The sequence below is a fragment of the Streptomyces sp. NPDC056835 genome (genome assembly GCF_042789485.1).
Classification (GTDB): domain Bacteria; phylum Actinomycetota; class Actinomycetes; order Streptomycetales; family Streptomycetaceae; genus Streptomyces.
Genome location: NZ_JBHUBB010000035.1, coordinates 40,112 through 59,429, shown reverse-complemented (window position 1 = coordinate 59,429; position 19,318 = coordinate 40,112). Strand labels below are relative to the sequence as shown.

At 71.1% G+C, this 19,318-nt stretch carries 17 protein-coding genes; 8 read left to right on the top strand and 9 right to left on the bottom strand.

From position 1 onward, the window contains the following. The first annotated feature begins 166 nt into the window (after positions 1–166). Entirely contained in the window at positions 167–4,003 is a 3,837-nt protein-coding gene (locus ACFRMN_RS31500; RefSeq protein WP_383025956.1) for a CHAT domain-containing protein, read from the top strand. Between the two features lie 65 nt (positions 4,004–4,068). Here ACFRMN_RS31500 and ACFRMN_RS31495 read toward each other — a convergent pair whose 3' ends face one another. Continuing rightward, on the bottom strand, positions 4,069–5,514 hold the full coding sequence (locus ACFRMN_RS31495; protein ID WP_383025953.1) for an MFS transporter: 1,446 nt from the start codon (positions 5,512–5,514) through the stop codon (positions 4,069–4,071). Between the two features lie 563 nt (positions 5,515–6,077). Between ACFRMN_RS31495 and ACFRMN_RS31490 the strand changes: the two genes are divergently transcribed. The 6 genes from ACFRMN_RS31490 (at position 6,078) to ACFRMN_RS31465 (ending at position 10,579) form a co-directional block, all read left to right on the top strand. Beyond that, positions 6,078–6,947, top strand: a complete 870-nt coding sequence (locus ACFRMN_RS31490) for a HipA family kinase (protein ID WP_383025950.1) — start codon at positions 6,078–6,080, stop codon at positions 6,945–6,947. Beyond that, positions 6,944–7,327, top strand: coding sequence for a DUF3037 domain-containing protein (locus tag ACFRMN_RS31485; protein ID WP_383025948.1), 384 nt, complete (start codon positions 6,944–6,946; stop codon positions 7,325–7,327). The genes ACFRMN_RS31490 and ACFRMN_RS31485 overlap by 4 nt, the downstream gene beginning before the upstream one ends. A 230-nt stretch (positions 7,328–7,557) precedes the next feature. After that, positions 7,558–8,319 carry a 3-oxoacyl-ACP reductase FabG gene (gene fabG, locus ACFRMN_RS31480; protein ID WP_383025945.1) on the top strand — a complete coding sequence of 254 codons (762 nt, stop codon included), beginning with the start codon at positions 7,558–7,560 and terminating at the stop codon, positions 8,317–8,319. A gap of 17 nt (positions 8,320–8,336) precedes the next feature. Further along, positions 8,337–9,125 (top strand): SDR family oxidoreductase, encoded by a 789-nt coding sequence (locus tag ACFRMN_RS31475; RefSeq protein WP_383025942.1) that lies wholly within the window; start codon positions 8,337–8,339, stop codon positions 9,123–9,125. A gap of 77 nt (positions 9,126–9,202) precedes the next feature. Continuing rightward, complete coding sequence (locus tag ACFRMN_RS31470; RefSeq protein WP_383025939.1) at positions 9,203–9,895, top strand: uracil-DNA glycosylase; 693 nt, start codon at positions 9,203–9,205, stop codon at positions 9,893–9,895. Positions 9,896–10,045: 150 nt separating this feature from the next. Next, entirely contained in the window at positions 10,046–10,579 is a 534-nt protein-coding gene (locus ACFRMN_RS31465) for a hypothetical protein (protein ID WP_383025937.1), read from the top strand. Between the two features lie 65 nt (positions 10,580–10,644). Here the strand turns inward: ACFRMN_RS31465 and ACFRMN_RS31460 are convergent, their stop codons facing one another. Both ACFRMN_RS31460 and ACFRMN_RS31455 read right to left on the bottom strand, forming a co-directional pair. After that, positions 10,645–11,094 (bottom strand): hypothetical protein, encoded by a 450-nt coding sequence (locus ACFRMN_RS31460; protein ID WP_383025934.1) that lies wholly within the window; start codon positions 11,092–11,094, stop codon positions 10,645–10,647. 218 nt (positions 11,095–11,312) lie between these two features. Beyond that, positions 11,313–11,855, bottom strand: coding sequence for a DinB family protein (locus ACFRMN_RS31455; protein WP_383025931.1), 543 nt, complete (start codon positions 11,853–11,855; stop codon positions 11,313–11,315). Between the two features lie 243 nt (positions 11,856–12,098). Here ACFRMN_RS31455 and ACFRMN_RS31450 point away from each other — a divergent pair, with 243 nt between their 5' ends. Then, positions 12,099–13,007, top strand: coding sequence for a Gfo/Idh/MocA family protein (locus ACFRMN_RS31450; RefSeq protein ID WP_383025929.1), 909 nt, complete (start codon positions 12,099–12,101; stop codon positions 13,005–13,007). Here the strand turns inward: ACFRMN_RS31450 and lnt are convergent. From lnt to ACFRMN_RS31420, 6 genes are all read right to left on the bottom strand, one after another. Continuing rightward, the gene (lnt, locus tag ACFRMN_RS31445) at positions 12,928–14,505 is read right to left on the bottom strand and encodes an apolipoprotein N-acyltransferase (RefSeq protein WP_383025926.1); all 1,578 of its coding nucleotides are present in this window, start codon (positions 14,503–14,505) and stop codon (positions 12,928–12,930) included. The two genes, ACFRMN_RS31450 and lnt, sit on opposite strands and share 80 nt — an antisense overlap. Positions 14,506–14,603: 98 nt before the next feature. Continuing rightward, positions 14,604–15,098: a nuclear transport factor 2 family protein gene (locus tag ACFRMN_RS31440; protein WP_383025923.1), complete on the bottom strand. Its 495-nt coding sequence runs from the start codon at positions 15,096–15,098 to the stop codon at positions 14,604–14,606. A gap of 81 nt (positions 15,099–15,179) precedes the next feature. Then, entirely contained in the window at positions 15,180–16,145 is a 966-nt protein-coding gene (locus tag ACFRMN_RS31435; protein WP_383025920.1) for an NADase-type glycan-binding domain-containing protein, read from the bottom strand. Between the two features lie 233 nt (positions 16,146–16,378). Continuing rightward, positions 16,379–16,954, bottom strand: coding sequence for a phage tail protein (locus tag ACFRMN_RS31430; RefSeq protein WP_383025917.1), 576 nt, complete (start codon positions 16,952–16,954; stop codon positions 16,379–16,381). 3 nt (positions 16,955–16,957) lie between these two features. Continuing rightward, a complete protein-coding gene (locus ACFRMN_RS31425; protein ID WP_383025913.1) occupies positions 16,958–18,910 on the bottom strand; it encodes a putative baseplate assembly protein in 1,953 nt (650 codons plus the stop codon). Continuing rightward, the gene (locus ACFRMN_RS31420; protein ID WP_383025910.1) at positions 18,907–19,317 is read right to left on the bottom strand and encodes a GPW/gp25 family protein; all 411 of its coding nucleotides are present in this window, start codon (positions 19,315–19,317) and stop codon (positions 18,907–18,909) included. Before ACFRMN_RS31420 ends, ACFRMN_RS31425 begins: the two co-directional genes overlap by 4 nt. Between the last annotated feature and the right edge of the window lies 1 nt (position 19,318).

Here is a 19,318-nt window from a genome sequence, read left to right as displayed (position 1 = left end):
CGTCGTGAAGTTGTACACCTGGGGCGTGTGCCGGATGTCGCGCCCGGCTCCGCCCCGCGGGCGGACGGCGCTACATTCGATACACGCCCCGGGGCCTGTCCGGTGATCCGGTGCGGGGCGGCCCTTGGCGTACGGGGATGAGGCAGGCGCGACGACGGGGGAGTCGATGGCCGGCAAAGCTGGACAGGGCGACGACGGCAGGGTGGCGGAGCTCCGGGAGCGGGCGGCCGACGCCGTTCTTGAGGCTCGACGACTCCTGGACGACTCAGGAGATTCCTGGCCCGTCGAGGAGGAGTTGGGGCCGGCGATCGACCGACTCGTCGCTGTCGAGGGCGAACTGGCGAACAACCAGCAGGATTTCTCCTCCGTCTTCGCGCACCTGGGCCTCCTGCTCGGCGCGCGGTGTCTGAACAGGCGCGACAGCGCGTCGTTCGATCCCGAGGAGCGGGCGGAGGCGCAACGGCGCCTGCGGTGGGTGGACCGCAACGGGCCGCTCACCGCTCTGCTCGCGGTGCAGGCCCGCATGATGCTGGTCTTCCTGCTGGCGCCCTGGGCCCTGCCCCGCACCGACGGCACCCGCACCGCTCTTCAGGAGGCACTGCTCACAGCGGCCGACGAACGGGTGCTGACGGAGACGTTGCGCCGGGACCTCACCGAGGCCAAGGAGGTGGTCGACCGCATCGCCGAGGCCCCGGTCGGCCTGGAGATTCACCAGCAGACCGCGAGTGTCAAACGGGACATCGAGCTGATGCTCGCCCCGGGTTCCTCTTCCTCCGGCTCCGCTTCGCTCGGGTCCGGTTCTCCCGTCGCGACGGGAGAGGGCGCAGCGGTGGCCACCGAGGCGGCGACGAAGGAGGCGGCGGGACACTACCACGCCCGGACCCACGACGAACCCGATGCCTCCGATGCCGATGCCATTCAAGCCTCCGAGAACACGCTGCTCGATGCCGTCCGCGGTCTGGTGGCTCTGGCCGGATCACGCAGTACGCCGCAGTTCACCCGCATACTCGTCTGGCTGGTTGTCACGTTGCAGTCCCAGACCGACGGCGACTCGCACGAGGATCTGGGACTGGACCCGGAAGCCGTACCACTGCTGCGTCAGGCGGCCGCCGACAGAGGGGGCGCCGATGGGGTCCGCCGCGCCGCCGACCTGGCGCTGAGGGCCCTTCGCGCGCTGCCGCCGGACGCACCGGAGCGGGCCCGGGTCGCGAGGCTCCACGCCTACCTGCTGGTCGCGTTGGAGACCTTGACACCAGGGCCGGTCGACTTCAACTCCGTGGAGCGGCCCACGCCGGAACCGGACCGCGACAGCGGAGACCGCTTCGAGGACTGGCCGATCGGCGTCAGCGTGGAGCCGGGTCTGATCCCCCATCTCGACAGCCATCTACGGGACTTCGTCGCCCACCTCGGCATTCGTGAGCGGCGCTCGGCGGCCAACTTCAACCAGTTGCTGGCCGACCGGACCGGTGATCCGGGCTATCTGGAGGACGCCGCCGCCCTGCTCGTAGAGGCGGTCGACGCGAGCCCCGCCGGGTCCTGGTGGGCCTTGGCCCTGCAGGAGGATCTGGGCAGGGTCCTGGAGAAGGCCGCCACGTCCGGCGGCAGTTTCCACGACGCCGACGTCTCCCTGGCCACCCTGCGCGGCCTGCGCGCCGCCCTGGAACGCGACGGCACGGTGCCACCCGACGCGCCGTTCGCCCTCACGCTCGCGCTCTCCGTCGCCGACCGCGAGCTGGACCACGCGAAGCGCACCGAAGACCACGGGGCGCTACCACGCCTGAGCGAGGAGCTCCGTGACCGGTACGACGCCCTGCCACCGGAAAGCAGTTGGCGCGAGAAGTTCGCGGAGCGGCTGAGCCGGCTCGACGAACTGACGGCGCACACGCGGCAAGCCACCGTACAAGGGGCGCCCGCGGTGGCCGGGTCGGGAGAGGACACCACTGAGCCAAAAGGCACCGGGCCTGAGAACGGACGGCCCGAGGGCGCCGAGCCAGAGGCGCTGGAACGCGCGATCGCCAAGTCCCGCCGGGCTCTTGATGATCCGGAGATGTACCGCGAGCAGGAGTACGACCGGCGTGCCGCGCTCGGCCTGCGGCAACTCCTCGCCGTGATGCGCGACGAGGGGGCCCCGGGGCTGCTGGACGAGGCCATCACCGAGCTGACCCGAGCCCGCGCGCTGCTCGCCGAGGGACGCGGCAGAGCGTACGGCGTGGACCTTCTGACGAAGCTGGCGGAGGCCCACATAGTGCGCGCCGCGCGGGGCGGTCCGCATGCCGACGCGGACAGAAGGGCGTTCGTGGAGATCACCCGCGAGGCGCTGGGCGAACTGGCCGCCGATGTCCTGCTCCAGACCGGTGCGGACCACGGGCTGTCGGCCGGCCTCAAAGGTGCCGTACTGTCGCGCCGGCTGGCGTTCGTCGCCTTCCGCACCCAGCGGCCGGCCGACGCGGTGGCCGACCTGGAGAAGGGGCGGGCCCTGGTGCTTCAGGCCGCTGCCGCCTCCCGGAGCATCCCCGAGCTCCTCGATTCCGCCGGCCACCCCGAACTGGCCCGGCAGTGGCGCGCTCAGATCCCCAGGGACCCGCTCCGGCCCAAGACCGACGACGTACCGCCGTCCCGGCCGGCCGGGAGTTCGCCGATCCCCAGCGGCCTGCGGCGCAAGGCTCTGGAAGTGCTGGGCGTCCGCCGCGACGCTCAAGGAGGGCCGGGCATCGGGCAGTTGGTGGGCGCGGCGGATGTGACCGAGTTGACCGCCGGCCTCGCCGCCACAGGCACCGACGCGTTGGTCTATCTGGTAGCCGGCATGCCCCTGCCCGGCAATTCGTTCCCCGGCCGCGCGCTGATCCTGCGCCCGGGAGCCGGTCCGACCACGCTTCCCCTGCCCGAGTTGATGGTCCCGGGCAGCCCGCCGCTGGAGCGGTACCTCGACGCCGCGGCGGAACGCTCCCGGGCGCTCACCGACCCGGACGCGGACATGTCGTGGCGTGCCACCCGCGAGGAGCGCTGGCGGGACGCGCTGGGCACGCTGTGCGAGTGGGCCTGGCGGGCAGTGATGGAACCGGTGCTCGCGGCCGTACGTCCAGTGCCGGCGGGCCAGTGGCCACTGGCCCGGACACCGCGGATCGTGCTGGTGCCCTGCGGCACGCTCGGCGTCGTACCGTGGCACGCGGCGCGCACCCGGGGTCCCGGCGAGCACGGCCATCGGTACGCCTGCCAGGAGGCCGTCCTCAGCTACGCCCCGTCCGGCGCCCAGTTCCTGGCCGCGGCCGCCCGGCGCCGGATGCCCCCCGCCGCCGGACCGCAGGTCCTCGTCGCCGACCCGGAACTGACCCTGCCGTGGGCCGAGGTGGAGACAGCCGCCCTGCGGGCCGGCTACTACCCCGACGCACTCCGTTACGGCGAGTTCTTCACCACCGGCGAGGTACCGGACGCCGCGGGCACGCCGGCGGAACTGCTCGCCGTACTGCCCGGCGGTGCGTCGCCCGCGTCCGTGGTCCATCTGTCCTGCCACGCCGTCGCCGCGCCGCGCCCCACCGACTCCGCGCTATGGCTGGCGGACCCGCCCGGCGAGGACCAGGGCGCCGGCCGGCTCACCGTGGCCGGAATCCTCGACGGCGCCGCCGGGCGCCGACCGGACACGGCGGGCCCGCTGGTCGTGCTCAGCGCCTGCGAGACCGACTTGAGCACAGGCCATCACGACGAGGCGCTGACCCTCACCACCGCACTGGTCACAGGCGGTGCCAGCGATGTCGTGGGGTCCCGCTGGGCGGTGCGCGACGGACCGACCTCCGTGATGATGGCGGTCTTCCACCATCACCTCACATCCGGCGGGCTGGCCCCGCCGGACGCCCTGCGCGCCGCCCAGTTGTGGATGCTCGACCCGCGCCGCGAGCTCCCACCCACCGTCGACGGCCTCCTCCGCCGCCAGGTCACCCGCCCCGATCTCCACCACCTCCACCACTGGGCCGCCTTCATCCACCAGGGCAACCCGGCGGCGGGGTGAGGGGGCGGGGGGCGGATCCCACCGCCTCGACCGGCAGTGGTGGACCGCCGATGCCGGACGGAGCCCTACGGCTTCCTGGTCGTGGTGCGAGTGTGCGGCGAAGGGATGACGGCCTTCGGTGAACTCTCGGGCCGGGACGCCGTATTGATGTTTTCCAGCGACAGCCCTCTGGTCCGTACGCCGAAAGCGACAGCGGTCGCGGCCAGCAGCATCGCCGCCGCCCCCACGATGAACACGGCACCCACTCCGGCGCCGTAGAAGAGCGGGACCATATAGAAGGGCGCTGCCGCGGTGGACAGCCGGTTCAGCGAGAACAGCCAGCCGTTGGCCGTGGTGCGCAGGCTCGTCGGGAACTGTTCCAACTGGTAGATGTGGGTGGCATTGGTCTTGATGTTGGCCACCACGGTGAAACAGAAACCGAGAGCAGTGATCATCACCGCTGACTGCGCGTACCCGTAGGCGAGTCCGATCGCCGCCATGACCGTCAGCGCCGCACACAGGATCCACTTCCGCTCGGCCTTCTCCACGATGTGCATGGACAGATACGAGCCGATCGGCGATCCGAGGAACGACAGCGTCATGAACGTCAGTGAACTGCCGAGATCGAAGCCCTTCGCCTCCAGTGCGAGCGTGGCGAGCTTGCTGAAGCCGTAGTACCCGATCGGCCCGAGAGTCCACAGCAAGGCCATCAGCGCTGTACGGCGGGCCAGGGGAGCCCGGAAGAGCATGCGGACGGGCAGGCGCGCCTCCGTGGGCGAGGGGATCGCCTCTTCCTTCGTGGTCGCGGCCGGCGGCCTCCACCCCTCCGCCTCCGCGGCCCTCTCGAAGACGGCGGTCACCTTGTCCGCTTCCGCCGACCGTCCGACCATCTCCAGCCACCGGGGTGACTCGGGCAGACCTCTGCGGACGAAGAAGGTCAGCAGCGCGCCGAGGGACCCGATCGCGAACATCCACCGCCATCCCGCGATACCGAACGGGGCCTTGTCGACGAGCAGCAGGCCCAGCACCCCGACGACGGGTACGGCGACATGGGCACAGGTGTAGGCCCTTGCCGCGTAGTAACCGCGTCGGGCCGGCGGCAGAATGTCGGCCAGATAGGAATCCGTGACCGGGAGTTCGCCGCCGAGTCCGATGCCGATGACGAAACGGCAGACGATCAGAGTCCAGATGTCCGGCGCGAAGGCGCAGGCGATCGTACCCGCCGAGTACAGGCTGAGCGTGATCACGTAGGCGCCGCGCCGCCCGATCCGGTCCGCCACCCGCCCCACCACGACCGCGCCGAGGAAGCCTCCGACGACGGTCGACGCGAGGAACAGCGACAGAGAGAAGCCGTTCAGGGAGAAGGCTTCCTTGAGAGTGCTCAACAGGACACTCGTCAGGAAGAGTTCATAGATCTCGAAGAAGTTGCCGAGCGCCATTACATTGACGAAGCGCTTGTGGCGCGCTGTTACCGGCAGTCGGTCGAGCCGGGCTCCGATCGATGGTCCGACAGTAGCTCGCGGACTATGCATATGTTCTTCCCCTCAGGGGTTCCGAAAGGGAATCCCTTGGTCATGGGAATTACTTGAGCAGGGCGATCTACCGAGAGGGTAGGGAGGTTGACGGCATGACACGCGCAACTACCCTCTGTGCCCACTGGAAGTGGGCATCGACGCACGGCCGTGCGAAGGTCCCCCGGTGGCTCGACCCCTCACCTGGAAGGCGGGCGCGACGGCGGCTGAGCAACTTTGGCCTGGTAGGACAGTTGGTTACTCTTTGTGTCCGTGCGGGCGTCAATCACATCAAGGCATTTACGGATGGACGGAGCGGCCCGGACCCGGTCGGCGATGTCCGCCGCTTTCCCTCGGTATCCGATGCTTTCCGTCGCTTCCCATTCCTGCCCTCGGGGAAGAATCCGCGCGCTGGTTTCGCTTCTGTGGGCTCCGATTTGACGGAGGGGGCAAGGCATCGTGGAAGAACTGCGGGAATTCACCACCGCGATTGGTCGCCAAGGTGGCAAAGGGTACGAGGCCGTGGCGATGGAAGGCTGCACCGCGGGACAACTTCAACGTCCTGCGGCGTATAGCCTGGGAATATGCTGACCGAAGTCACCGCGACCCGCTATGTCACGCCCTTGCGTGAAGGCGGCTCGCTTCCCGGGATCGTCGAGGCCGACGATCTCGGTACATATGTCATGAAATTCACCGGCGCGGGACAGGGACGCAAGACCCTGGTCGCGGAGGTGATCTGCGGGCAGCTGGCCCGCAGGCTGGGACTGAGAATCCCCGAACTGGTCCGTATGCGGCTCGACCCCGTCATCGGACTCTCCGAGCCCGACCAGGAAGTACAGGAGTTGCTGAAGGCCAGCGGTGGGCTGAACCTCGGCATGGACTATCTGCCGGGATCGATCGGCTTCGACCCGCTGGCTTACCAGGTGGGGCCGGAGGAGGCCGGGCGGATCGTCTGGTTCGACGCCGTCATCAACAATGTCGACCGTTCCTGGCGCAACCCCAACATGCTTGTCTGGCATGGCGACGTGTGGCTCATCGACCATGGCGCGACGATGATCTGGCACCACAACTGGCCCGGTGCGCGGGCTTCCGCGGCGAAGCCGTACAACGCCTCCGACCATGTACTCGCCTCCTTCGACCCCGACATCGCGTCGGCCGCGGCCGAGCTGGCGCCGCTGGTCACCGAGGAGTTGCTGACGGAGGTCACCGCCGACGTACCGGACGAGTGGCTGGCCGACGAGCCGGGCTTCGACTCCACCGACGCGCTGCGCCGCGCGTATGTGGAGCCGCTGCTCGCGCGGGCCGGCACGATCCATGAGCGCATCACCCTCGACGCGCCCACCGCCAACGGCCCGTCGCGGGTGCCCGGTTGGCTGGCCGACCGGCTGGCGCCCGCGGCGCGGACCACGCGACGGACGGCTGACGAGAAGAGCGCCAAGGACGGTGGCCGATGAGCGCGAAGGACGTCTACGAGTACGCACTGCTGCGGGTCGTGCCGCGGGTCGAGCGCGGTGAGTGTTTCAACGCCGGGGTGCTGGTCTACTGCCGCGCCCGGTCCTACGTTTCGGCCAGGACCCATCTGGACGAGGTCAAGCTGAGGATCCTCGACCCGGACGCGGATGTGGTGGGGGTACGGGCGGCGCTGCGCGCGGTCGAGAGCGTCTGCCGCGGCGGCGACGCGGCCGGGCAGGCCGCGGACGACGACGCGGGCAGGCGGTTCCGGTGGCTGATCGCGCCACGCTCGACCGTCGTACAGCCCGGTCCCGTACACACCGGACTGACGGACGACCCCGGGGCGGAGGCCGAGCGGCTGCTCGACCTGCTGGTGCGCTGACGGGCGGCGGGCCCGATGTCGCGGTGACGCGGGCGGGGTGATGCCGGTGCGGTGACGCGGGCGGGGTGATGCCGGTGGTGTGACGCCGGCTCCGGATCCCGCCATCGGCGCCGTCGGCCGTTGACACCGCGTGCCGTGGCTTCTAGCGTCTGTCTGCTGGACCTACTAAGCGGTTGCTCAGTGGTCCTGGTGATCAGGAGCCGCAGGAGCCTAGGGCGAGGAGAACAGGGATGTCCACCACCGAGCAGCGCGTAGCCATCGTGACCGGGGCGGCGCGTGGCATTGGCGCCGCCACCGCGGTACGGCTGGCGGCGGAGGGCCGCGCCGTCGCCGTACTCGACCTCGACGAGGCGGCGTGCGAGGACACCGTCGGGAAGATCACCGCCGCGGGCGGCACGGCACTGGCGGTCGGCTGCGATGTCTCGGACAGCGCGCAGGTGGAGACCGCCGTCGCGCGGGTCGCCGCCGAGCTGGGGGCGCCGACGATCCTGGTCAACAACGCGGGTGTGCTGCGGGACAATCTGCTCTTCAAGATGACCGAGGCCGACTGGGACACCGTGGTGAACGTGCATCTCAAGGGCGCGTTCCTGATGGCCAAGGCCTGCCAGAAGTACATGGTGGACGCCGGGTTCGGCCGTATCGTCAGCCTCTCCTCCAGCTCCGCGCTGGGCAATCGCGGCCAGGCCAACTACGCGGCGGTCAAGGCCGGTCTCCAGGGCTTCACCAAGACCCTCGCCAAGGAACTCGGCAAGTTCGGCATCACCGCCAACGCGGTGGCGCCCGGCTTCGTCGTCACCGAGATGACCGCCCAGACCGCTGCCCGTATCGGCATGGGCTTCGAGGAGTTCCAGGCCGCGGCGGCGAGCCAGATCCCGGTGCAGCGCGTCGGCAGGCCGGAGGACATCGCGAACGCCATCGCCTTCTTCGCGGGCGAGGAGGCCGGTTTCGTCTCCGGCCAGGTCATGTACGTCGCCGGCGGACCGCTCAACTGAGGCCGGGGGACACGGACATGACAGAGCGGACGCGGCAGCCGGAGTCCGAGCGCCAGGTGCCGGACAGCGGGAAGGTCGCCCTGATCACGGGCGCGAGCCGGGGCATCGGATACGGAGTGGCCGAGGCGTTCGTCGCCCGCGGCGACCGGGTGTGCATCACCGGCCGGGGCGAGGACGCGCTCAAGGAGGCAGTGGAGAGGCTCGGTTCCGGCCGGGCGATCGGCGTGGCGGGCAAGGCGCACGACGAGCAGCACCAGGCGGCGGCCGTCGAACGTGTCATGGAGGCGTTCGGCAGGGTCGACTTCCTGGTCAACAACGCGGGGACGAACCCCGTCTTCGGTCCGATGGCCGAGCTGGACCTCAACGTGGCCCGCAAGGTGTACGAGACGAACGTCATCTCGGCGCTCGGCTTCGCCCAGCAGACCTGGCGGGCCTGGCAGAAGGAGAACGGCGGCGCGATCGTGAACATCGCGTCGGTCGCCGGGATCTCGGCGTCCCCCTTCATCGGCGCGTACGGCATGAGCAAGGCGGCGATGGTGAATCTGACCCTTCAGCTGGCGCACGAGTTCGCGCCGACGGTACGGGTCAACGCCATCGCGCCCGCTGTGGTCAAGACGAAGTTCGCGCAGGCGCTCTACGAGGGCAGGGAGGCGGAGGCGGCGGCCGCCTACCCGATGGGGCGGCTCGGGGTGCCCGAGGACATCGGCGGGGCCGCCGCGTTCCTCACCTCCGACCAGTCCGACTGGATCACCGGCCAGACGCTGGTCGTAGACGGAGGCATCTTCCTCAACGCCGGGGTGGGGTGACGGGCACGAAGGCCGTTGTCAGTGGTCCCCGGTAGGTTCAGTCGTGCACAAGTGATCGCTTACCGGAGGTTGTTGACGTGACCGACACCGACATGCTGCCCGAGTCCTGGCGCGGCGTCCTCGGCGATGAGCTGCAGAAGCCCTACTTCAAGGAGCTGACCGAGTTCGTCGAGGAGGAGCGGGCGAAGGGGCCGGTCTATCCGCCGCGCGAAGAGGTCTTCGCGGCGCTCGACGCCACCCCTTACGACAAGGTGAAGGTCCTGATCCTGGGCCAGGATCCGTACCACGGCGAGGGGCAGGGGCACGGCCTGTGCTTCTCCGTGCGGCCCGGTGTCAGGACCCCTCCCTCCCTGCGGAACATCTACAAGGAGATGAAGGAGGAGCTGGGCCTCCCGGTGCCGGACAACGGCTATCTGATGCCGTGGGCCGAGCAGGGTGTGCTGCTGCTCAACGCGGTGCTGACGGTCCGCGCGGGTGAGGCCAACTCCCACAAGGGCAAGGGCTGGGAGAAGGTGACGGACGCGGTGATCCGCGCCGTGGCCGAGCGGCCCGACCCGGCGGTCTTCGTCCTGTGGGGCGCCTACGCACAGAAGAAGCTGCCGCTGATCGACACGGAGCGGCATGTGGTGGTGAAGGGCGCGCACCCCTCGCCGCTCTCCGCGAAGAAGTTCTTCGGGTCGCGGCCGTTCACCCAGATCAATGAGGCGGTCGCCGCGCAGGGGCACGAGCCCATCGACTGGCGCATCCCCGACCTCGCCGACCGCGGCTGATCCGCCGGACCGGCCGACAGGCTCGGGTTGTCCGCCCGAGCCTGAAGGCCAATGCTCGTCATGCCGGATAGCGTCGTGTTTGTCGGATTTACTGGACGGCGTGTGGACGGCACATGGACGGCACATGGACGGCATACGGAGGCGGCGGTAGTGAGGGAGCGGCAGGAGGCGTCGGAGGACGCCGTCATGACCAGGATCGGGCAGGCGGTCATGCTTCTCCACGGCGGCGACCGCGAGGAGGCGCGCAATCGGTTCGGTGAGCTCTGGGCGGAGCTGGGGGAGGCGGGGGACACGTTTCACCGCTGCGCCCTGGCGCACTATCTGGCCGATACGCAGGACGACCCGGGTGATGAACTGGCCTGGGATCTGCGGGCGCTGACGGCGGCGGACGGGCTGAAGGAGGAGTCGGCGGGCGGCGGCCGGGGGGCCGACGACGGAGCGGACGGCGACCGGTTGGCGGAGGCCCGGGCGGGCGTACCCGGGACCTCTTCGGTGGTACGGGCCTTCTATCCGTCGCTCCATCTCAATCTCGCCGCCGACTATGTGAAGCTCCAGCGGCCCGAGGCCGCGCGGCTCCATCTGGACCGGGCGCGTGAGGCGGCGGACGCCCTGGGGGACGAGGGGGATGTGAACGGGGTCCGGGCGGGGATCGACCGGCTGGAGTGGCTGCTGCGCGAGCGGTGAGAGAGACAGCGGGGGCGGGGGCCGGGCTGGGGAGCCGGGGGTGGGGCCGGGGGGAGCCGGGGGCGTCAATCGCCGTAGGTGTCACGGCAGATGCGGGCCTGGGGACTGTCCTTCGGCCACTGGCCGTAACGCTCGCCCAGAGCGCAGACATCTCTGATGGCCGGTGTGGACGACGGCGCGGAATGCCGCTGTTCCTGGGGGTGGTCCTGGGTCCGCCGTTCCGGCCGGGGTGCGGCCGGGGGCCGCGCGGAGCCGCTCGCCCGGTCCGGGGCGGACCGGTCCTGGGCCGGCGGGCGGGCTTCGGCGGAGGAGTGCGGCGCCGCTCCCGGAGCCGGCGGGGGAACGACCGCCTCCAGCGCTTCCTTGGCCGGGGCCTCGATGATCAGCGGCCGGGGCGCCGCCGGGCCCTGGATGCCGCTGCTCGTCCCCGGGCGCGGCGAGGGACCGGGCGAGGGGTGCGGCTCCACGGCCACACATCCGGAGACGGCGGTGACCGCCACCCCCATCAGGATCATCGCCGCGCTTCTCGTTCGGTTGGTTCGGTGCACTCGGGCAACTCTGCTGGTTGGGGGCGCTGTTGGGGAGCGGAAGAGCGCGGATTGGCCCGGACGGGTGACGCCGGGCCCACGCGCCGCCCGCCCGGTCGGGTCGGACGCCGGTCCGGTCCGGTCCGTCGAGGTCAGTCGGTCAGCCGGCCGTCGGTCGGGTCAGCCGGTCGGCCGGTCCGTCGAGGTCAGTCGCCCGTCGCGCCGTCGATCCGCTCACGGAGGAGATCGGCGTGGCCGTTGTGCCGGGCGTACTCCTCGATCAAGTGGGTGTAGATCCAGCGGAGGGTGTACGGCTCGCCGGTCTGCCGGCTGGGCGGTCCCGCGCCGAGGTCGTCGAGGGAGTGCCGCGCGGCCAGTTCGCGGGCGTAGGCGATCTCGGCGCGCCAGGTGGCGGACGCCTCCTCCCAGGTGTCGGCCTCACTCGGGTGGAAGTCGCCGTCCGGGTCGGCGTCGCTGCAGTAGAGCGGTGCGGTCCGTTCGTCGGCCAGCCGGTTGCGGAACCAGTCGTTCTCCACCTCGGCCATATGCCGTACCAGCCCGAGCAGGGACAGCCCCGAGGGCGGGACCGACGCCTCCTTGAGCTGTTTCGCGTCCAGGCCGGAACATTTCAGGGCCAGGGTCTCACGGTAGTAGTCGAGCCAGCCCTCCAGCATCTCGCGTTCGCCGGCGAGAGTGGAGGGTTCGGTGCGCTGCGGTGTGGCCTCGGGTGCGGCCTCGGTGGATGTCATGGCGGACATCCTCATGGATGAGCCGCTGATGTAGCGAAGGCTTTAAGACGCCGCCCCACCTATCCGAGCGGCCTCTTATCCTGCGCGGCTTCGCCGGGAGCGCCGGGAGCGCCGGGAGCGCCGGGAGCGCCGGCCGGCGGCCCCCGCGGCGCACGTATGCTTCCGGGACACCGCGTCAGTGAAGCGGACAGACATGCGAACCCGCATGTCAACGACGGGTAAGGACAGGCTGGGGAGGCCCTTGTGAAGGTCGGCTGCATCGGGCTCGGCGACATCGCGCGCAAGGCGTATCTGCCGGTGCTCACCACACAGCCCGGGGTCGAGCTGCATCTCCAGACCCGTACCCCCGCCACCTTGACCCGCACCGCCGCGGTTCACCACATCCCGGCCGAGCGGTGCCACGCGGATCTCGACTCGCTGCTCGCCCAGGGCCTCGACGCCGCGTTCGTGCACGCCCCGACCGCCGTGCACGCCGAGATCGTCACCCGGCTCCTGGAGGCGGGCGTACCAACCTTTGTCGACAAGCCGATCGCGTACGAACTCGCCGACTCCGAGCGGATCGTGCGCCTCGCGGAGGAGCGGGGCGTGAGCCTCGCCGTCGGTTTCAACCGCCGGTTCGCGCCCGGGTACGCGCAGTGCCTGGAGCATCCGCGCGAGCTGATCCTTCTCCAGAAGAACCGGGTGGGTCTCCCCGAGGACCCGCGTACCTTCGTCCTCGACGACTTCATCCATGTCGTGGACACGCTGCGCTTCCTGCTCCCGGGACCGGTCGAACACACCGATGTACGGGCGCGGATCCGGCAGGGACTGCTGCACCATGTCGTCCTCCAGCTCTCCGGCGACGGTTTCACCGCGATCGGCGTGATGAACCGGCTGAGCGGCTCCACCGAGGAGATCCTCGAAGTGTCGGGACAGGACACCAAGCGTGCCGTCCACGATCTCGCCACGATCATCGACCACAAGGGGCAGCCGAGTGTCAGGCGGCGCGGCGACTGGGTCCCGGTGGCCCGCCAGCGCGGTATCGAGCAGTGCGTGCTGGCGTTCCTCGACACCGTACGGGCCGGAAAGACGCTCAGCGCGCGGGATGCGCTGCTGACTCATGAGCTGTGCGAGCGGGTGGTACGAGAGGCGCTGGACCAGTCCGCCGCCTGAGCGAGCGCACGCCCTCCACCGCGAAGAACGCCGCCAGAACGGCCAGCGCGCCATGGACCGCCCAGTCACCGAAGCGCGCGTAGAGGGTCGTGCCCCGGGCCAGCGGGAGATCGAAGACGGCGGCGGCCGAACGGTCCGTGCCGATCGCGCCGCCCACCCGTTCGCCCTCGGGGCCGAACACCGCGCTGACGCCCGTGAGCGTGGCGTGCACCATCGCCCTGCCGGTCTCCGCGGCCCGCAGCGCCGCCAGCGAGGCATGCTGCTGCGGCGCCCAACTGCCCTGGAACGACGAGGTCGAGGACTGCGCCACCAGCACCTGCGCGCCGTCCCTGACCAACCGCCTGCTCATATCGGGGAACGCCGACTCGAAGCAGATCAGCGGACCGAAACGCAGTCCGCCCCTGCCCTCGCCCGGCAGCACCATCACCGACTGGTGGGTGCCGCGAATACGGTCCTCACCCGCCGCCTTGCCCACCGAGGTCACCCAGCCCAGCGCGGCACGGGCCGGTATGTACTCGCCGAAGGGCACCAGCCGCATCTTGTCGTACACATCGCCGGTCGGACCGTTCGGCCCCACCAGGACACCGCGCTTGAATATGCCCGCCCGGCCCGTCGGATCCGTACTGCGCGCGTCGACATTGACCAGGATCTCGGCGCCCACCGTGCGGGACAGTACGGCGATCCGCGCCGCCAGATCGGGCCGTGCCGCCAGATCGGCGCCCACGCTGCTCTCGCCCCACACCACCAGATCGAGATCCTGTCCGGCCAGCGTGCGGGTCAGTTCCTCGCCGCGTGCGAACCGGCGCTCCACCGCGCCCGTGCCGGACACCACGCCCGGCTGGACGACGGCGATCCGTGCCAGGCCCGACCGTTCGGGCTCCGGCGCCCACCACCCCACCGATCCCACGGTGACCGCGCACACCATGGCCCCGAGGGCCGCCACGCCGCGCACCCGGGGCACCGAGACCAGCAGGGTCAGCGCGGTGTTCACCGCGACCACCAGCAGACTGACCAGCCACACCCCGCCCACCGAGGCCAGCCGCAGCGCCGGGGAGACCTCCCACTGACTGGCGCCGAGCAGCCCCCATGGCCCGCCAAGACCCTCCCAGGACCTGACCAGTTCGACCATCAGCCAGCCCGAGGGGAGCACGGCCAGGGCGACGGCCGCGCGGCTCGTGGACGGCGCCCCGCCGAGAACGGCGCGTACCAGCCACCCCCACGGCGCCCACAGCAGACCCAGCAGCGCCGCCAGCACCACGATGAACACATGAAGGCTCGGTATCAGCCAGTGGTGCACGGCGATGATGAAGCCGAGACCGCCCAGCCAGCCTTCCAGCGCCGCTCGGCGGCCCGTGGGCGCGGACCGTATGAGCAGCATCCAGGGCACCAGCGCGACATACGCCAGCCACCACAGGGACGGCGAGGGAAAGGCGAGGGCCGGGAGCGCGCCGGCGGTCACGGCGGACGCGCCGCGCCACCACGGCGATGCCGTTCGCATACCGCGCCTCCTCGCTCTGATCGTGTAGCAGTCCCTTCCCCCGATCGGGGCAACTGAAGCAGTTACGGAGCAGGCGGGTCCGGCGCGTACCCCGCAGGTCAGCCGTCGACGGCGGGGACGGCGGGGACGACAGGGACGGCGGCCGTGGCGGACACGGACGCACGGCGCCACTTCTCGTGGGCCACCACCGTACGCAGCCGCCAGCCGTCCCCACCGCGCAGCAGCCCGAACGTGAACCCGCCGCCACTCATCAGGTCCTCGCCCGACTCGTGCCGCAGCGGGCGGAGATAGTCGGCCCGCAGCTCGGCGCGGTCGCCCGGATAGCCCCCGAGGTCCTGGATGCGCAGCCGCCGGTTGACGATCAGATGCTGACGGACGGTGAAGGGCCGCAGCGTGCCGGCCAGCCAGTCGGCGACCTCGGCGGCGGTCCCCTCGATACCGCCCGCCGCGGTGTAGTCGGCGCGGCCGTCCGGGGTGAACAGGGCACGGAACCCCGGCCAGTCGGCGTCGTCCATGGTCACGGCGTAGTCGGTGATCACCTCATCGATCGCCAGACGGTCCATCACGGTCGCGAGATCCACACGCTGTGTCATCGGTTCAGTCTCCGTCAGCGGGGGCCCCAGGCCAAGGGCCATGAGTGGTCTGATCGACATCCGGCCACCCGCGTGGCCCATTCAGCGCCGTCCGAAGAACTCGATCTCGGCGATGGCGGGTCTGCGGCCGGGACCGTTGCCGTGGACGTCGTCGATCGCGAGCCGCACCCGTACGACGTCCGAGCCGCGTAGGTCGAAGGTCTGCTGGCCGGGCTGGTCCCTGAGCGTGATCCTCTTCTCGGTGACCTCGTCGGCCGCGGAACGCAGTGTCACGGTCAGCGCGGCGGGCCGGGCCTGCGCGAGGAATTCGTCCTCCTTGGCCGACCGGCCCGCGAAGACGACCAGTTTGAGCATCCGTACCGGCTCCTCGAAGTCGGCCTCCAGATACTCGCCGAGTCCGGGCCCGGCCTCGGCGGGGACCCAGAAACGATTGGTGTACGTGTCGAACGCGTCCCGGGGCGGGTGGTCCGACAGCGCGCTGGAGCCGCGGACACGGATCGGCCGCAGCTCTTCGGGCGTACCGGTGCTGTCCTTGGTGAAGTCGAACGCCTCGGAGAGGTGTGGACGTACGAACCAGACGGCGGCGGCCAGGACGACGAGGGTGAGTGGAATGGCCAGGCTCGGGCGGCGCCACAGGCGGCGCTTGGGACGCGTGCCCGCGGCCGGCAGGGCGCGCCGACGGCGGCGGCGCCGGCTCAGGATTCGGCGCCACCACGGCAGCGGCAGTTCGGGCGGTGGTCCCGGATCGAGCAGCAGACCGCAGCGCAGACAGAGGGCGCGGTCGGGAGCGTTCTCCGTACGGCAGTTGGGGCAGCGGACGGCGGGTCCGCGGCTCGGGGGCGGTACGGCGTCGGGGTCCGGCCGGCCGGGCGGCTCGTCGGGTTCCTCCCCGGGGCCGGGTACGGGGGAGTCCAGCCGGTCGCCGGGGCGGCGGGGACCCGCGGCGACGGGCTCCGGTGCCGGCTCCGGCACCGGCACCGGAACTGGCTCCGGGGCGGGCTCCGAAGCGGGCGCACTGGTGGCGGGTGCGGGCGTTGTTGTGGGCATGGGCATGGGCATGGGCGTTGTTGTGGGCGTGGGTGTGGGGCTTGGCGTGGGTGTCGGTGTCGGTATAGCTGTCGGCGCGGGTGTCGGTGCGGGCGTTCGCCGCGACGATCCGGAATCCCCGGCACCGGTGGTCCCCGGACCGGCCGGCTCCGGATCGCCCCACTCCAGGAACGTCTCGCAGGACGCGCAGAACGCCGTCCCCGGCGCGTTGCGGTGCCCGCACTCGGGGCAGGTCATGGCCGCTCCCCGGGACCGCCGGACGGCGCCTCGGCCGACGGCAGGATCTCCACCTCGTACCTGATGTGCGCGGGGATCTCCCCCTCGATCAGCTCCTCCAGACCGACCCGGTCCACCGCGTCCGGCTCCGGCACCCGCAGCCGTACGACCACCCACGGGCGTTCCTCGCCCGGCAGTTCCGTGTGAGGGGTCGCCGACCAGCCGGCGCCGCCGCTCTCGGTGATCTCCGGCGCCACACCGGTCCGCCGCCGGATCGCCTCCGCCAGCCCGCCGCGCGTCCCCCGGCGGCTGTGCCTGGCCACCGCCTCCGTCACCGCCGTCCGCCGCTCGCCGGCCGGCGCGTCGCCGTGCGGCTCCGCGGCCACCCACTGCGCCACCCAGTCGAGGAAGTCCTCGGGCGCGCTGCGCGGATCCAGATGCGCGGGCAGATTGTCGAGGGTCAGCTGGATCGGGGCGAGCACATCGTCCAGCGCCGAGAGGAAGCGACCCAGGAAGTCCTGCTCCAGATAGAGCGCGGGCAGCAGCTCGACCAGCGGATGCGGCGAGGGCAGTCCGGCGACGGTTCCGCGCATCGCTCATACCTCCCGTATCCGCAGCTGGTGTTCGTACGAGAAGGCCAGCGCGTGCCGGTCGAGCGTGATCCTCGTCGTCGCCTCACCCCGCTGCCCGGTCATCGGGTCCGCCGGGAAGAGCCGTACGTCCTCCACCAGATCCACCTCCGGCACCCGCTGGAGCACCGCGAACGCCTCACCGGACTGGATGGGCCGCCCGAACGGCCAGCCCTGTCCGTCCGGGCCGCCGGTCAGCGGGTTGAAGTAGCCGTAGAGCGCGGTGAGCGCGGCCTCGCGCAGCCGCTCGGGCACGGCGCCCCGGCGCGCCTGCACCGAAGCGACGACCGTGACGCCCTGGTAGAACGGCGGCTCCACCATCAGCCGGGCCCCGATCGGACGCCGCTCGTCCAGATGCCCCCTGATCTGCGCCATCGTGTCCGGCGGCGGGATCAGCTCGTCGAAGCTGATCCGGCCCTGCTCATCGCTGCGCCCGGCCGGTACGACCAGCAGGCGCACCCCGCCCGCGTCCGCGTCGCGGCCCGCCGGTACGCAGTACACCCGCGCCGCGTCCGGGGCCACCTCGCGGGCCAGTAGTTCGTAGTCGTGCGGCACGACGGCGCGGTGCAGTGTCCGCAGCGTCATCGGCCCGCGCACCCTGGCGCTCTCCACCGTCTCGCCGTCGACCCCGCCCAGCGCGGGCCGCCGGTTCTCCACCCGCGCCACGAACGGCAATGAGCTGCGCAGGACGCGCAGCGCGCCCCTGGCGACATTGCCCCGTCTGCCCCCGCCCGTACGGTAGCCGCGCACCCGTACCGCGCTGCCCTTGCGCGGGACCGCGCCGTAATACCGCAGGCCGCCGTCCTGTTCCCGTACGGCGGGACCGAAGTCGACCCGGCCGGAGTTGGGGTCCAGGGTGATGTGCCGGTCGTCGGGTCCCGAGTGGGCGAAGTCGTCGACCCGGGTCCAGTCGGCCCAGCCGGACCCCTCGTCCGGATCCGCCACCTCGACGACGAAGTCCCCCGGTACCACGGGCGGTCTCGCGAGCAGGAAACTCTGCCCGGGAACACCCTCCGCGGCACCCAGCACCTCGTCACGTACGGTCTCGGCGTGCGCGGCCTCGACCGTCGCCCCGATCGTGAAAGCGGTGATCCGCCGGACGGTCGGCGGCGCCACATAGCTGGGCTGGCCCGGCTCGGACTCCAGCAGCCGGCAGCGCAGCCAGCCGGCGGTACGCCGTACGACCGCCGAGGCGGTGTGGGTGTGCGGCAGATGGAGGATCAGCTCGCCCGACTTGTTGAAGCCGCCGGTGTCGTCCTTCTCGATCTCGCAGGCCCGCCACTCCGTGCCGTCCCATGCCTCCCAGCGCAGTGGCGCGCGCCGCGGGTCGACGCCCACGCCCTCGACCCGGCAGTCGAGCCGCAGCACGACCACCCCCGCGGGCACCGCGGCGGAGAGGCCCACATAGAGCGCGTCGCCGGGGGTGGGGGTACGGCCGAAGCAGGGCACCTCGCAGCCGAGCGCCACCTCCTCGGACCGCTCCACCGCCTCGCCGTCCGCCGATCGGGTGGCCAGATACGCGAACGAGCAGGGAACGATGGACAGCGGCCGGCTCGTGGTGAAGACCACCGCTTCCTCGGTCTCGGTACGGACCGTGGCGACCTCGGTGCCCGCCCTGACCCGTACCGGCTCGGGCTGCGGCGCCGAGAGCCGGAACGTCACGTCGGTACGGGCCGCCGTCGGCGGATAGAGCCGTACCCCGATGAGATCGAGAAAGGTCAGATAGTTCTTCTCCGGCACCCGGTTCAGCCGGTAGACGAGCTGGTCGACCATGGTGGCGAAGGCCTCGATCAGGGTCACCCCGGGGTCGGAGACATTGTGGTCGGTCCACTCGGGACAGCGCTGCTGCACCAGCCGCTTGGCCTCGTCCACCAGGCCCTGGAAACGGCGGTCGTCCAGATCGGGGCTGGGAAGCGTCACGCGCCGTCCTCCTCGTGCTGCGGGATCACATAGAACGGGAATACGAGATTCCGGGGGTCGTTGGAGCCGCGTACCGTGTAGCCGATGTCGATATAGAGGACCCCGTGGTCCGCCTCGTCGAACCGGACCGTCACATCCGCCACCTCGATACGGGGCTCCCACCGCTCCAGCGCGAGACGCACCTCGTACGCGAGCTGCCCCGCCGTACCCGCGTCCGCCGGGGCGAACACGTAGTCGTTGACGGCGCAGCCGAACTCGGGCCGCATCGGCCGTTCGCCGGGCGACGTCGCCAGGATCAGCCGGATCGACTCCTCCAGCGCGCGTTCACCGCTCACGAGCGCGATGGAGCCGGTGGCGTCCGTACGCGGCGGGAAGGCCCAGCCCGCGCCGATGAACTGCTCTCCCACG

Coding starts and splice junctions, on each gene's coding strand:
- ACFRMN_RS31500 (WP_383025956.1), top strand. CDS start 167: ATGGCCGGCAAAGCTGGACAGGGCGACGACGGCAGGGTGGCGGAGCTC.
- ACFRMN_RS31495 (WP_383025953.1), bottom strand. CDS start 5,514: ATGCATAGTCCGCGAGCTACTGTCGGACCATCGATCGGAGCCCGGCTC.
- ACFRMN_RS31490 (WP_383025950.1), top strand. CDS start 6,078: ATGCTGACCGAAGTCACCGCGACCCGCTATGTCACGCCCTTGCGTGAA.
- ACFRMN_RS31485 (WP_383025948.1), top strand. CDS start 6,944: ATGAGCGCGAAGGACGTCTACGAGTACGCACTGCTGCGGGTCGTGCCG.
- fabG (WP_383025945.1), top strand. CDS start 7,558: ATGTCCACCACCGAGCAGCGCGTAGCCATCGTGACCGGGGCGGCGCGT.
- ACFRMN_RS31475 (WP_383025942.1), top strand. CDS start 8,337: ATGACAGAGCGGACGCGGCAGCCGGAGTCCGAGCGCCAGGTGCCGGAC.
- ACFRMN_RS31460 (WP_383025934.1), bottom strand. CDS start 11,094: ATGATCCTGATGGGGGTGGCGGTCACCGCCGTCTCCGGATGTGTGGCC.
- ACFRMN_RS31455 (WP_383025931.1), bottom strand. CDS start 11,855: ATGACATCCACCGAGGCCGCACCCGAGGCCACACCGCAGCGCACCGAA.
- lnt (WP_383025926.1), bottom strand. CDS start 14,505: ATGCGAACGGCATCGCCGTGGTGGCGCGGCGCGTCCGCCGTGACCGCC.
- ACFRMN_RS31440 (WP_383025923.1), bottom strand. CDS start 15,098: ATGACACAGCGTGTGGATCTCGCGACCGTGATGGACCGTCTGGCGATC.
- ACFRMN_RS31435 (WP_383025920.1), bottom strand. CDS start 16,145: ATGCCCACAACAACGCCCGCACCCGCCACCAGTGCGCCCGCTTCGGAG.
- ACFRMN_RS31430 (WP_383025917.1), bottom strand. CDS start 16,954: ATGCGCGGAACCGTCGCCGGACTGCCCTCGCCGCATCCGCTGGTCGAG.